The following is a 12,621-nucleotide window of genomic DNA, read 5'->3' as shown; positions in this document are numbered from 1 at the left end:
CCCGCAGGTGGGACCCACGCCCCGGAGCACTTCATGTGCCCCGGGGCGTTGTGCTCCCTGGACCGGTCAGGCGGCCAGGGAACCCCTCTCCGCCGGCCGGCCGTCCCCCGCCCGGCCGGCGGCCGGCGACGAAGGACGGGACTGTGGCACGACTCTTCGGTACGGACGGCGTACGCGGCGTGGCCAACGAAGGGCTGACGGCCGAACTGGCCCTCGGCCTGTCGATGGCCGCCGCCCATGTGCTGGGCGACCCCGACGGCTTCGGCGGGCGCCGGCCGGTGGCGGTGGTGGGCCGTGACCCGCGCGCCTCGGGCGAGTTCCTGGAGGCCGCGGTGATCGCCGGACTGGCCGGTTCGGGGGTGGACGTGCTGCGGGTCGGCGTGCTGCCGACCCCGGCCGTGGCGTACCTCACCGGCGTGCTGGGCGCGGACTTCGGCGTGATGCTCTCGGCGAGCCACAACGCGATGCCGGACAACGGCATCAAGTTCCTGGCCCGCGGCGGTCACAAGCTCGACGACGCGATCGAGGACGCGATCGAGTCGGACTACCAGCACTACCTGACCGGTGCCGAGCCGGTGCGCCCGCGGCCCACCGGCGCCGGGGTCGGCCGGGTGCACGAGTACACCGAGGGCTTCGACAAGTACGTGGCCCACCTGGTGGCCGTGCTGCCGAACCGGCTGGACGGCATCAAGGTCGTCATCGACGGCGCGCACGGCGCCGCCGCCCGGGTCGCGCCCGAGGCGTTCGCCCGGGCCGGCGCCGAGGTGGTCTACACGCTGGGCGCCGAGCCCACCGGCCTCAACATCAACGACGGCGTCGGCTCCACCCACCTGGACCCGCTGCGCACGGCCATGCGCGAGCACCGGGCGGACCTGGGGGTGGCGCTGGACGGTGACGCGGACCGCTGCCTGGCCGCCGACGCCGAGGGCAACGAGGTGGACGGCGACCAGATCATGGCGATCCTGGCCGTGGCGATGCGCGAGGCCGGCACCCTGCGCGGCAACACCGCGGTCGGCACCGTGATGGCCAACCTGGGCTTCAAGCAGGCGATGCGGCGCGAGGGCATCGAGCTGGTCGAGACGGCGGTGGGGGACCGCTACGTGCTGGAGGCGATGAAGGAGCACGGCTACGCGCTGGGCGGTGAGCAGTCCGGCCACGTGATCCTGCTGGACCACGCGACCACCGGCGACGGCACCCTGACCGGCCTGATGCTCGGTGCCCGCCTGGCGGCCACCAAGCAGCCGTTGGCCGAACTCGCCGCGGTGATGACCCGGTTGCCGCAACTGCTGATCAACGTCAAGGGCGTGGACCGCAGCCGGGTCGGCGACTGCGCCGAGCTGACCGCGGCGGTCGCCGAGGCCGAGGCCGAACTGGGCAGCAGCGGCCGGGTGTTGCTGCGCCCCTCGGGCACCGAGCCGCTGGTGCGGGTGATGGTGGAAGCCGCCGACCAGGAGCAGGCGCGGACCATCGCCGAGCGGTTGGCCGGCGTGGTCCGCACCCAACTGGCCTGCTGAGCGGGCCTACTGACGGATCGTCAGAGCTTACGCAGGAGGGCGCGTCGGACCTTGTGGTCGGCGCCCTTCTGCAGCACCAGGGTGGCCCGGCCGCGGGTCGGCAGCACGTTCTCCAGCAGGTTGGGCTTGTTGATGGTGCGCCAGACCTGCCGGCCGTACTCCATCGCCTCCTCCTGGGGGACCTCGGTGAAGCGGCGGAAGTACGAGCTGGGGTCCTGGAAGGCGGTGTCGCGCAGCTTCTTGAAGCGCGAGAGGTACCAGTTCTCGATGTCGTCGGTGCGCGCGTCCACGTAGATCGAGAAGTCGAAGTAGTCGGCCACCGCCAGCCGGGTCCGGCCGTCGGTGCCGGGCAGCGCGGGCTGCAGCACGTTCAGGCCCTCCACGATCAGGATGTCCGGGCGCTGCACGGTCAGCCGCTGGTCGGGCACGATGTCGTAGACCAGGTGCGAGTAGACCGGGGCGGTGACCTGCTCCTTGCCGGCCTTCACGTCCGCCACGAAGCGCATCAGCGCCCGGCGGTCGTAGGACTCGGGGAACCCCTTGCGGGCCATCAGGCCGCGCCGGCGCAGCTCCTCGTTGGGCAGCAGGAAGCCGTCGGTGGTGACCAGCTCGACCCGGGGGTGTTCGGGCCAGCGGGCCAGCAGCGCCTGCAGCAGGCGGGCGGTGGTGGACTTGCCGACCGCCACCGAGCCGGCCACGCCGATCACGAACGGGGTGCGGGTGCGCTCCGTGTCGGGGGTGTCCAGGAAGGTGCCCACCGCGCCGCGCAGCTCGTGCGTGGCGTGGATGTAGAGGTTGAGCAGCCGCGACAGCGGCAGGTAGACGTCCCGGACCTCGTCCAGGTCCAGGGCGGTCCCCAGACCGCGCAGCTGCTCCACCTCCTCGGCGGTCAGCGGCAGCGGGGTGCGCTCGCGCAGGGCGCTCCACTCGGCCCGGCTGAGGTCGACGTACGGTGACGGCGACGGGCTGGGGGCTGAGGAGGCGCCCCGGGTACAGAGTTCGGTCAGCACATCGTCCATTGTGGGCCGTACCCGGCCGCGCCGGTGCTGTGGTTTCGGTCACGCGCTGTTGTCCGCGACGTGGGCTGCGTGAGGCCCGCCGTTACGGTCGGCGGGCCGCCCTTATGCTGACACATATGTGCGGAATTGTTGGTTATGTGGGCTCACAGCCCGCGCTCGACGTAGTGATCGCAGGGCTGCAGCGCCTGGAGTACCGAGGGTACGACTCGGCGGGTGTGGCCATCCAGACGGCGGACTCCTCAGGGCAGTGGAGTCTGGCCACCGACAAGCGGGCCGGGAAGCTCGCGAACCTCCAGAAGTCCCTCGCCGAGGCCCCGCTGCCCGGCGGCACCAGCGGGATCGGCCACACCCGCTGGGCCACCCACGGCGGTCCCACCGACGCCAACGCCCACCCCCACCTGGACGACCACCGGCAGGTCGCGGTGGTCCACAACGGCATCATCGAGAACTTCGCCCAGCTGCGCGAGGAGCTCGCCGGGCGCGGCCACACGCTGCGCTCGGAGACCGACACCGAGGTGGTCGCGCACCTGCTCGCCGAGGCGTTCGACGGCGACCTGGCCGAGGCGATGCGCGCGGTCTGCCGGCAGCTGGACGGCGCCTTCACCCTGGTGGCCGTGCACGCGCAGGCGCCGGGCGTGGTGGTCGGCGCGCGGCGCAACTCGCCGCTGGTGGTCGGGCGCGGCGAGGGCGAGAACTTCCTCGCCTCGGACGTGGCCGCCTTCATCGCGCACACCCGCGAGGCGATCGAGCTGGGCCAGGACCAGGTGGTCGAGCTGCGGGCCGACGCGGTCACCGTCACCGACTTCCACGGCGCGCCGGCCGAGGTGCGCGAGTACCACGTGGACTGGGACGCCTCGGCCGCCGAGAAGGGCGGCTACGACTACTTCATGCTCAAGGAGATCGCCGAGCAGCCCAAGGCGGTCGCCGACACCCTGCTGGGCCGGATCGGCACCGACGGCCGGCTGACCCTGGACGAGCTGCGGATCCCCGACTCGGTGCTGCGCGAGGCCGACAAGGTGGTCATCGTCGCCTGCGGGACGGCCTTCCACGCCGGGATGATCGCCAAGTACGCCATCGAGCACTGGACCCGGATCCCGTGCGAGGTCGAGGTGGCCTCGGAGTTCCGCTACCGGGACCCGATCCTGGACGGCCGCACGCTGGTGATCGCCATCTCCCAGTCCGGCGAGACCATGGACACCCTGATGGCGCTGCGGCACGCCCGCGAGCAGGGGGCCAAGGTGCTGGCGATCTGCAACACCAACGGCTCCACCATCCCGCGCGAGTCGGACGCGGTGCTCTACACCCACGCCGGGCCGGAGGTGGCGGTCGCCTCGACCAAGGCCTTCCTGACCCAGCTGGTCGCCTGCTACCTGGTGGCCCTCTACCTGGGCCAGGTGCGCGGCACCAAGTGGGGCGACGAGATCTCCGCGGTGATCCGCGAGCTGGGCGACGCGCCGCGCCAGGTCGAGCAGGTGCTGCAGACCATGGAGCCGGTGCGCGAGCTGGCCCGTTCGCTGGCCGACGCCCGCTCCGTGCTCTTCCTGGGCCGGCACGTGGGCTTCCCGGTGGCGATGGAGGGCGCGCTCAAGCTCAAGGAGCTGGCGTACATGCACGCCGAGGGCTTCGCGGCGGGCGAGCTCAAGCACGGCCCGATCGCGCTGATCGAGCCGGGGCTGCCGGTGGTGGTGGTCGTGCCCTCGCCGCGCGGGCGCTCGATCCTGCACGACAAGATCGTCTCCAACATCCAGGAGATCCGGGCCCGCGGGGCGCGCACCATCGTGATCGCCGAGGAGGGCGACGAGGCGGTCGCGCCGTACGCCGACCACCTGATCCGGATCCCGGTCACCCCGGTGCTGCTGCAGCCGCTGGTCTCCGTGGTGCCGCTGCAGGTCTTCGCCTGCGAGCTGGCCACCGCCAAGGGCCACGAGGTGGACCAGCCGCGCAACCTGGCGAAGTCCGTCACCGTCGAGTAGGCCCGCCCGGGTTCGCTCCTCCACCGGTCCCCCCGTGCGGTGCGCGGGGGGACCGGTATCGTCGGCGGGGTGATCATCGGTGTGGGTATCGACATCGCCGCCATCGACCGTTTCGCCGCCTCGCTGGAACGGACGCCGTCCATGCTCGAGCGGCTCTTCACCCCGGCCGAGCGGCTGCTCCCCTCGGGCAAGCCGCGCGGTGCCGCCTCGCTGGCGGCGCGGTTCGCGGCCAAGGAGGCGCTGGCCAAGGCGCTCGGCGCGCCGGTGGGCCTGGAGTGGCAGGACGCCGAGGTCCGTACCGAGCCGTCGGGCCGGCCGACCTTGCACGTCCGGGGCACGGTGGCGGCCCGGGCCGCCGAACTGGGCGTGCGCAGCTGGCACCTGTCGCTGAGCCACGACGCGGGCGTGGCCACCGCCGTGGTGATCGCCGAGGGATAGCCGGCCGGCGGGGGTAGGTTGCTGGCATGCGCCACGCACACACCGTCGAACAGGTCCGGGCCGCCGAGGCCGCACTGGCCCCCGCGCCGCTGATGGAGCGGGCCGTGGCGGGCCTGGCCGCCGCCTGCGCCAGGCTGCTGACCCGGCGTCGGGGCCGGGTCTACGGCAGCGCCCTGCTGGTGCTGGCGGGCAGCGGCGACAGCGGCGGCGGCGCGCTCTTCGCCGGCGCCCGGCTGGCCGGCCGCGGGGCCGCCGTCTCGGCGGTGCTGCTCGATCCCGGCCGCGCGCACCCGGCCGCTCTCGCGGCCCTGCGGGCGGCCGGCGGCCGGGTGACCACGGATCAGGAAGTCGGCCTGGCCGACTTCTCGCGCGCTGACTTGATCCTGGACGGGATCGTCGGCATCGGCGGCCGCGGCGGCCTGGGCCCGGCCGCGGCGGTCTACGCCACGGCGCCGCGCGCGGGCCTGCTGGTCGCCGTCGACCTGCCCAGCGGGGTGGACGCGGACACCGGCGAGGTGCCCGGGGCGGCGCTGCGCGCGGACGTCACGGTCACCTTCGGCACCTACAAGCCGGGCCTGGTGGTCGACCCCGGCGCCGGTCACGTGGGCGCGCTGCACCTGGTGCCGATCGGGCTGCGCCCGCCGCAGGCGCCCGTGGAGGCCCTGCAGCACGCCGACCTGGCCGCGCTGCTGCCCCGGCCGGCCACCGAGAGCGACAAGTACCGGCGCGGCGTGGTCGGCCTGCTGGCGGGCTCCGAGCGCTACCCGGGCGCGGCGCTGCTGGCGGTGGCCGGCGCGCTGCGCGGCGGCGCGGGCGCGGTGCGCTACCAGGGCCGGCCGGCCGAGGAGGTGGTGCGGTGCCACCCGGAGGTGCTGCTGACCGCCGGGCGGGTGCAGGCCTGGGTGGTGGGCCCCGGCTCGGGGGACGACACGCCCGAGGCCCTGGACGACGCGCTGGCCAGTGAGGTCCCGGTGCTCGTGGACGCGGACGGCCTGAGCGAGCTCGCCCGGCGCGGACCGGGCGCGCTGGCCGGGCGGGCCGCCCCGACCCTGCTGACCCCGCACGCGGGGGAGGCGGCCCGGCTGCTGGGCGGGACGGTGACGGCCGATCAGGTGGCCGCCGCCCGGTTGCGCCACGCCCGCGAGCTGGCCGCGCGGTTCGGGGCCACCGTGCTGCTGAAGGGTTCCAGCACGGTCGTCGCCCGTCCGGACGGCGCGGTGCGGGTGAACCCGACCGGCACCTCCTGGCTCGCCACGGCGGGCAGCGGGGACGTCCTGGCGGGCCTGGCCGGCGCGCTGCTGGCGGCGGGCCTCACCCCGTGGGACGCCGCCCCGGCCGCCGCCTACCTGCACGGGCTGGCCGGCCGGCTGGCCGCCGGCGAGCCGGGCGCGCCGGTCACCGCCTCGGACGTCGCCGCCGCGCTGCCCGCGGCCTGGCGCGACGTGGCCGAGGGGGGACGGCCGGGTGGCGCCGCAGGTCTGGGAGACTGAACGGGATGACAACTGCGAAGACGCCCGGGACCACCATGCTCGCCGAAGGACTGCGCGCCGAGGCGACCATCGATCTGGCGGCGCTGCGCGGTAACCTCGCCGCCCTGCGCGAGCGGGCGCCGCGCGCCGCCCTGATGGCCGTCGTGAAGGCCGACGCCTACGGCCACGGCGCGCTGCCGTGCGCGCTGGAGGCCCTTGCGGCCGGGGTGCGCTGGCTCGGCACGGCCACGCCCGAGGAGGCGCTGGCCCTGCGCGCGGCCGGCATCGCCCCCGAGCAGGCCCGCATCCTGTGCTGGCTGTGGACGCCCGGCGGCCCGTTCGCCCGGGCGCTGCGCGCCGAGGTCGACATCTCGGTCAGCGGCCAGTGGGCACTGGACGAACTGCTCGACGCGGTGCGCGCCACCGGGATCCCGGCCCGGGTGCACCTGAAGGCCGACACCGGTCTGGGCCGGGGCGGCTGCCAGCCGCGCGACTGGCCCGACCTGGTGGACGCCGCGCTGCGCGCCCAGGCGGCGGGCCTGCTGGAGGTGGTCGGCCTCTGGTCGCACTTCGCGGCCGCCGACGAGCCGGGCCACCCCTCCATCGTGGCCCAGCAGGACGCCTTCGCCGCCGCGCTGGCCTACGCCGAGCAGGCCGGGGTGCGCCCCGAGGTCCGGCACCTGGCCAACTCGCCGGCCACCCTGCTGCTGCCCGACGCGCACTACGACCTGGTCCGCACCGGGCTCGCGATGTACGGCCTGTCGCCGGTGCCCGAGGTGGGCGGCCCGGCCGACTTCGGCCTGCGCCCGGTGATGGCGCTCGGCGCGCGGCTCGCCCTGGTCAAGGGCGTGCCCGGCGGGCACGGCGTCAGCTACGGGCACCACTACCACACCCCCGGCGAGACCACGCTGGGCCTGGTCCCGCTCGGCTACGCCGACGGCCTGCCGCGGCACGCCAGCGGCGCCGGGCCGGTGCAGATCGGCAGCAAGTGGTACACCGCCGCCGGGCGGATCGCGATGGACCAGTTCGTGGTGGACCTCGGCGGTGACACGCCCGAGGCCGGCGACGAGGTGCTGGTCTTCGGCAACGGCGAGCAGGGCGAGCCGACCGCCGAGGACTGGGCCCGCGCCAGCGGCACCATCGCCTACGAGATCGTCACCCGGATCGGCGGTCGGGTCCCGCGGCGTTACGTCGGTGGGCTGAACGGATGACCGGGCCCGACCCGGTGCGCTCCCTGGCCAAGGCCGTCGAAGGGGCCGGTGCGGGGGTGAGCCGGGCGGGGCTGATCGGCCTGTCGCTGGGCGTGGTGGCCGCCGGCGCGGCCGCGGGCGTGGCGATCGAACGGCTGACGGTGGGTCGGGCCCCCCGCCGCCGGGCCCGCGAGGAGCTGGCCGCCGCGGCCCCGTTCGGCTCGCTGCGCGGCCGCTCGCGCACGGTGGCCGCCGACGACGGGACCGCGCTGTACGTCGAGGTGGACGGTCCGCAGCCGTCCAGCGCCCCGGCCGGCCCCGGGCAGCACGGCTGGTTCGCCCGCCGCCCCGGTCCCGCGCCCGCCCCGGGCGGCGCGCCGCCCGCGCCGGTGGACCGCAGCCGGCTGCGCCCGCTGCTGACCGACCGCGCCGCGCTGCGCCCGCTCGGCTTCAACCCGGTCGGCTCCGGCGGCGAGCCGCTCACCGTGGTCTTCTGCCACGGCTACTGCCTCAACCAGGACAGCTTCCACTTCCCGCGCGCGGCGCTGCGCGGCGCGCTGCGGCTGGTCTTCTGGGACCAGCGCAGCCACGGCCGCTCCGAGCGCTCGCGCTCCTACCTGGCCGGCCGCCCGGCGAGCATCGACCAACTGGGCGGCGACCTCGCGGCGGTGCTGGCGGCCGTGGCGCCGAGCGGGCCGATCGTGCTGGTCGGCCACTCGATGGGCGGCATGACGGTGATGGCGCTGGCCGAGCAGCACCCGGAGCTCTTCCGCGAGCGGGTGGCCGGGGTCGCGCTGATCGGGACCACGGCGGGCGACTGGGACTCCGTCACCTTCGGCCTGCCGCCGGTCGGCATGAAGCTCTGGCGCCGGGTGGGACCGGGGGTGGTGAAGCTGCTGGGCAGTCAGGTCGGGCTGGTGGAGGCCACCCGGCGACTGGGCGCCGACTTCGCCTCGGTCTTCTACCGCCGGTTCTCCTTCGGGGGCAAGGACGTCGACCCGGCGGTCGCCCGGTTCGCCGAGCAACTGCTCGACAGCACCCCCATCGACGTGGTCGCCGAGTTCTACCCGGCCTTCGCCGCGCACGAGAAGACCGCCGCGCTGGCCGCGCTGAGCGACCTGCCGGTGCTGGTGCTGGCCGGTACCGAGGACCTGCTCACCCCGGCCGCGCACAGTGAGGCGATCGCGCGCGCCCTGCCGGACGCCGAGCTGGTGCTGGTCCCCGACGCCGGGCACCTGGTGCTGCTGGAGCGACCCGACGAGGTGAACCGCCGGCTGGCCGCGCTGCTCTGCCGCGCCGCCGAGCGCTCCGGCGCCGGGCCGCTGCCGCAGGCCGTGCGCGACCTGGCGGCCGGGCCGGCCTGAGCGGGCGCGAGCGGGCGCGAGCCCGGGATCCGAACGGGGATCCCGGGCTCGCGCGGCGTCGCACTGCGACGTCAGGCCTGGCTGCCCTTGCGGCGGCGCAGCACCACGAGCGTGCCGACACCGGCGGCGAGCACGGTCGCGCCGGCGATCGCCAGCGGCACGGCGTCGCTGCCGCCACCGGTGGAGGCCAGCGAGGCGCCGGCCGTGCCGGTGCCCGTCACCTTGCTGCCGGCGGTGCCGGCGGCCTTGACCTTGCTGATCACGGCGGCCGGCGGCACGCTGACCGGGGCCTGCGGGGCCGACGGCAGGGTGATCGGCTTGCCCGGCACGGCGCTCGGGGTCGAGGCGGTGGTGGCGGCGGCCCCGATCGTCACCGGGTGGCCACCGGACTGGTCACCCAGGGCGACCGGGTTGTTGTCGCCGTCGAGCAGCACGGACAGCGCGTAGCCGACGATCCAGCCCTCGTCGCTGGGGGCGTCCTTGGCCAGGGTGACGCGCACCCGGAAGTCGGCCTCCTGGCCCGCGGGGAGGTAGAACCAGCTGGCCCAGTCGGGGTTCTGGCCGGCGACGTTGAGCACGTACTGGAAGCCGACCCGACCGGCCTCCATGCCCGGCACGTTGTGGGTGCCGTACCAGTTGCCCTTCGCGTCCTGGATCTCGATCTTCAGCTGGCTGTCGAGCAGGTAGTCGTCGCGCCCGCCGAGGGTGATCAGCGGCTGGACGATCGCGTTGTGCGAACCGGGGTTGCGGTAGGCGGCCGTGAACTCGTAGGGCGCGCCGCCCGGGATAGCCGGGCCGCTGGTCAGGTCGCGGATGGTGAGGGTGGGCTGCTGGTCGTCGGGGGCCAGCGGCAGCTTGTCCGAGGAGGACGGCTTGGCGGTGGGGCTCACCGAGACGGTGGGCAGCGCGCTGGCCGAGGTGCTGGGCTGTGCGCTGGCCGAGCCGCTGGGGTGGGCGCCGGCCGAGCCGCTGGGGGAGGCGGCGGACGAGGGGGAGCCACTGGGCGAGGCGGAGGCGCTGGTGCTGGGCGCGGGCGCCGAGGGCGAGGCGCTCTGCGAGGCGGAGGCGCCGGCCGACGGGCTCTGGCTGCCGCTCGCCGGGGCGGAGGCGGAGGCCGAGGCGGACGGCGACGCCGTGTCAGCGAAGGCGCCCGGCGCGGCGAGCGCGCTCAGGACGGTGGCGGTGCCCAGCGCCGTGGCGGCTGCGGCAAGGCGGAGCTTCATGTGTACCCCCGAGTTGAGCAGAACAATCCTGATGGACCGTCATGTGAGATGAACGCAAGATCTCCACGGACCCTAGCGGACGCCGACGCGCCCGCGGGGGCGGGGTGGTTCGTCGGCGACGCACAGATCGGGCATTGCCCGTCGCATGCGGACGAAACGCGGCGCCCCCTGCAGGGGTGGGGTCCGATATGGCACCGTTGGCGCAGAGTCCGAACCCCGGCGAGCAGAGGAACCATGGGCGCGCACACCACACTCTCCGTCCCCACGCCCGAGCGGATGGGCGCCCTGGGAGGCCGGCTGGCCACCCTGCTGCGCCCGGGCGACCTGGTGCTGCTCTCCGGGGAGCTGGGGGCGGGCAAGACCACCCTCACCCGGGGGCTGGGCGCCGGGCTCGGGGTGCGGGGCGCGGTCACCTCGCCGACCTTCGTGATCGCCCGGGTGCACCCCTCGCTGGTCGGCGGGCCGGCGCTGGTGCACGTGGACGCCTACCGGCTGGGGGGCGGCCTGGACGAGATGGAGGACCTCGACCTGGACGTCTCGCTGCCGGAGTCGGTGGTGGTGGTCGAGTGGGGCGAGGGCAAGGTCGAGGATCTCTCCGAGAGCCGGCTGGAGGTCCGCATCGAGCGGGCGCTGGGCGGCGCGGACCAGGACGACAGCGACCCGCGCCAGGTGACCCTCACGGGCCTCGGCAGCCGCTGGGACGGCGTCGACCTGGCGGCCCTGGCCGAGGCGGTCGGGCCCGGGGCGGTGGCCACCGACGCCTGAGCACGGGAAATCCGCCCGGCTCTTTTCCGACGCGCTGTCGGCAACATGTTGCGGCCGCGCCGACCGGCGTGATGGGATGGCCTTCGGAGTTAGGTATGCCTAACTAGGGAGGCGCCATGTCCAGCAGCACCCCCGATCCCACCCGCGTGCCGATGAGCCGGTTGCTGGCGGCCTCCGCCGCGGCGGCGGCCCTGTGCACCCCGCCCTGCGCCCCGGGGCGACGCGGTGAGGCCGGCCGCGAGGAGCGCGGCGGCGATCAGGCGACCACGGTCACCCGGGTGCCGGTGGGCGCGAAGTCCCAGAGCGTCTGACCGTCGGTCCGGCTCTCCCGGATGCCGCCGGTCTTCGCCTTCGGGTCCACCGCCGCCGGCGCGGCGCCGTCCACCGCGGCGCTGAAGCCGAAGACCACCCCGCCCTGCTGGGCGAAGCGCACCACGTGCTCGATCTGGCGCCCGTCCGCGCCGTTGGCGCTCGCCGCGCGGCTGTAGACGGTGTAGTTGCCCGGGGTCGGGCTGACCGTGCCCACCTCCACCGGGAAGGCGGCCTGCACCTGCGGGTCCTTCCTGGGGTCGACCAGCCAGACCTGCCGGGCGCCGACCGAGTAGACCACCCGGCGCACGGTGCCCTCCGCGGCCGAGGAGGGCAGTGCGACGGGCGAGGGCGAGGGCGAGGCGGCGGCCGGGGTGCTCGGGGAGGCGCCGGCGGGCGCGGCCGGCTTCGTGCGGCCGGCCACCGCCCTGGTCTCGGCCCCGTTGGCCGCGGCGGCGAGCAGCCCCACCACCGCCAGCGCCCCCAGGGTCAGCCCGGTGACCACGACTCCCGGTCCCATCTTCGCCACCGTGCACTCCGCTCGTCCGTGGGCACCTCGCGCACCAGGTCGCAGGGTGGCTCCCGCAGGGCTGTCGGGCCCATCGTGCCAGGTTCCGGGCCCGCCCCGGGGACATCGCGAACGTGTGTTCCGTACCGGGACAAATGGCCGGGTCCGGCGACCCTCTAACCTGGACCCGTGCTGCTGCTCGCGTTCGACACCGCTACCCCCGCCGTCACCGCCGCCGTCCACGACGGCACGGCCGTCCTGGCGCAGACCTACCAGGTCGATGCCAGGCGCCACGGCGAACTCCTGCTGCCCGCGATCGGCCGGGTGCTGGCCGAGGCCGGCGTGGACAAGCGGGAGCTGACCGCGCTGGCGGTCGGCGTGGGCCCGGGCCCGTACACCGGCCTGCGGGTGGGCCTGGTCACCGCCGCCGCGCTGGGCCACGCCCTGGAGCTGCCGGTGCACGGCGTCTGCACGCTGGACGCGATCGCCCACCAGGCCCGCGCCGAGGGCCTGAGCGGCCCGTTCACCGCCGCCACCGACGCGCGCCGCAAGGAGGTCTACTGGGCCGACTACGACGCGGCCGGCCGGCGCACCGCGGGCCCGGCGGTGGACCGGCCCGGCGAACTGGCGCCGCGGGCGGTCTCGGTCGGCGCGGGCGCGCTGCTCTATCCGCAGGCCTTCCCGGGCGCGCAGGGCCCCGAGCACCTCTCGGCGGGCGCGCTGGCCGACTTCGCGGTCACCGAACTGGCCGCCGGCCGCGAGCTGTTGCCGAACGTGCCGCTCTACCTGCGGCGCCCGGACGCGCAGGTGCCGGCCGGCTACAAGGCGGTGCTCCCGGCGTGACCTCCG

13 protein-coding genes are annotated in these 12,621 nt (G+C 75.4%); 10 read left to right on the top strand and 3 right to left on the bottom strand.

What is annotated here, in order from left to right; genetic code table 11:
• Positions 1 to 143 precede the first annotated feature (143 nt).
• Positions 144 to 1,514, top strand: coding sequence for a phosphoglucosamine mutase (gene glmM / locus ABD323_RS15870; protein ID WP_344442234.1), 1,371 nt, complete (start codon positions 144 to 146; stop codon positions 1,512 to 1,514).
• 20 nt (positions 1,515 to 1,534) lie between these two features.
• Here glmM and coaA read toward each other — a convergent pair whose 3' ends face one another.
• The gene (coaA, locus tag ABD323_RS15865; RefSeq protein ID WP_344442233.1) at positions 1,535 to 2,533 is read right to left on the bottom strand and encodes a type I pantothenate kinase; all 999 of its coding nucleotides are present in this window, start codon (positions 2,531 to 2,533) and stop codon (positions 1,535 to 1,537) included.
• A 116-nt stretch (positions 2,534 to 2,649) separates the two neighbouring features.
• On the opposite strand from coaA, the gene glmS reads away from it, so the two are divergent.
• The 5 genes from glmS (at position 2,650) to ABD323_RS15840 (ending at position 8,967) form a co-directional block, all read left to right on the top strand.
• Positions 2,650 to 4,506 (top strand): glutamine--fructose-6-phosphate transaminase (isomerizing), encoded by a 1,857-nt coding sequence (glmS, locus tag ABD323_RS15860; protein ID WP_344442232.1) that lies wholly within the window; start codon positions 2,650 to 2,652, stop codon positions 4,504 to 4,506.
• A gap of 69 nt (positions 4,507 to 4,575) precedes the next feature.
• The gene (locus tag ABD323_RS15855) at positions 4,576 to 4,944 is read left to right on the top strand and encodes a holo-ACP synthase (RefSeq protein ID WP_344442231.1); all 369 of its coding nucleotides are present in this window, start codon (positions 4,576 to 4,578) and stop codon (positions 4,942 to 4,944) included.
• A gap of 26 nt (positions 4,945 to 4,970) precedes the next feature.
• Complete coding sequence (locus ABD323_RS15850) at positions 4,971 to 6,434, top strand: NAD(P)H-hydrate dehydratase (RefSeq protein ID WP_344442230.1); 1,464 nt, start codon at positions 4,971 to 4,973, stop codon at positions 6,432 to 6,434.
• A gap of 5 nt (positions 6,435 to 6,439) precedes the next feature.
• On the top strand, positions 6,440 to 7,624 hold the full coding sequence (gene alr / locus ABD323_RS15845) for an alanine racemase (protein ID WP_344442229.1): 1,185 nt from the start codon (positions 6,440 to 6,442) through the stop codon (positions 7,622 to 7,624).
• Positions 7,621 to 8,967 (top strand): alpha/beta fold hydrolase, encoded by a 1,347-nt coding sequence (locus ABD323_RS15840; protein ID WP_344442227.1) that lies wholly within the window; start codon positions 7,621 to 7,623, stop codon positions 8,965 to 8,967. The genes alr and ABD323_RS15840 overlap by 4 nt, the downstream gene beginning before the upstream one ends.
• Positions 8,968 to 9,038: 71 nt before the next feature.
• Here the strand turns inward: ABD323_RS15840 and ABD323_RS15835 are convergent, their stop codons facing one another.
• Positions 9,039 to 9,857, bottom strand: a complete 819-nt coding sequence (locus ABD323_RS15835; protein WP_344442226.1) for an LPXTG cell wall anchor domain-containing protein — start codon at positions 9,855 to 9,857, stop codon at positions 9,039 to 9,041.
• Between ABD323_RS15835 and ABD323_RS15830 the strand changes: the two genes are divergently transcribed.
• The 3 genes from ABD323_RS15830 to ABD323_RS15820 all read left to right on the top strand — a co-directional run bounded on the left by ABD323_RS15830 (position 9,841) and on the right by ABD323_RS15820 (position 11,266).
• A complete protein-coding gene (locus ABD323_RS15830) occupies positions 9,841 to 10,242 on the top strand; it encodes a hypothetical protein (protein WP_344442225.1) in 402 nt (133 codons plus the stop codon). The genes ABD323_RS15835 and ABD323_RS15830 overlap by 17 nt on opposite strands.
• Before the next feature lie 182 nt (positions 10,243 to 10,424).
• Positions 10,425 to 10,955, top strand: coding sequence for a tRNA (adenosine(37)-N6)-threonylcarbamoyltransferase complex ATPase subunit type 1 TsaE (tsaE, locus tag ABD323_RS15825; protein WP_344442224.1), 531 nt, complete (start codon positions 10,425 to 10,427; stop codon positions 10,953 to 10,955).
• Between the two features lie 116 nt (positions 10,956 to 11,071).
• Complete coding sequence (locus tag ABD323_RS15820) at positions 11,072 to 11,266, top strand: hypothetical protein (RefSeq protein WP_344442222.1); 195 nt, start codon at positions 11,072 to 11,074, stop codon at positions 11,264 to 11,266.
• Here the strand turns inward: ABD323_RS15820 and ABD323_RS15815 are convergent.
• Positions 11,212 to 11,784 carry a hypothetical protein gene (locus tag ABD323_RS15815; protein ID WP_344442221.1) on the bottom strand — a complete coding sequence of 191 codons (573 nt, stop codon included), beginning with the start codon at positions 11,782 to 11,784 and terminating at the stop codon, positions 11,212 to 11,214. The genes ABD323_RS15820 and ABD323_RS15815 overlap by 55 nt on opposite strands.
• Positions 11,785 to 11,961: 177 nt before the next feature.
• On the opposite strand from ABD323_RS15815, the gene tsaB reads away from it, so the two are divergent.
• The gene (tsaB, locus tag ABD323_RS15810; RefSeq protein ID WP_344442219.1) at positions 11,962 to 12,615 is read left to right on the top strand and encodes a tRNA (adenosine(37)-N6)-threonylcarbamoyltransferase complex dimerization subunit type 1 TsaB; all 654 of its coding nucleotides are present in this window, start codon (positions 11,962 to 11,964) and stop codon (positions 12,613 to 12,615) included.
• Positions 12,616 to 12,621: the final 6 nt, after the last annotated feature.

It is taken from the genome of Kitasatospora nipponensis (genome assembly GCF_039528135.1).
GTDB lineage: Bacteria > Actinomycetota > Actinomycetes > Streptomycetales > Streptomycetaceae > Kitasatospora > Kitasatospora nipponensis.
The sequence above is the reverse complement of the archived record's forward strand: the minus strand, read 5'-3'. Positions and strand labels throughout refer to the sequence as shown.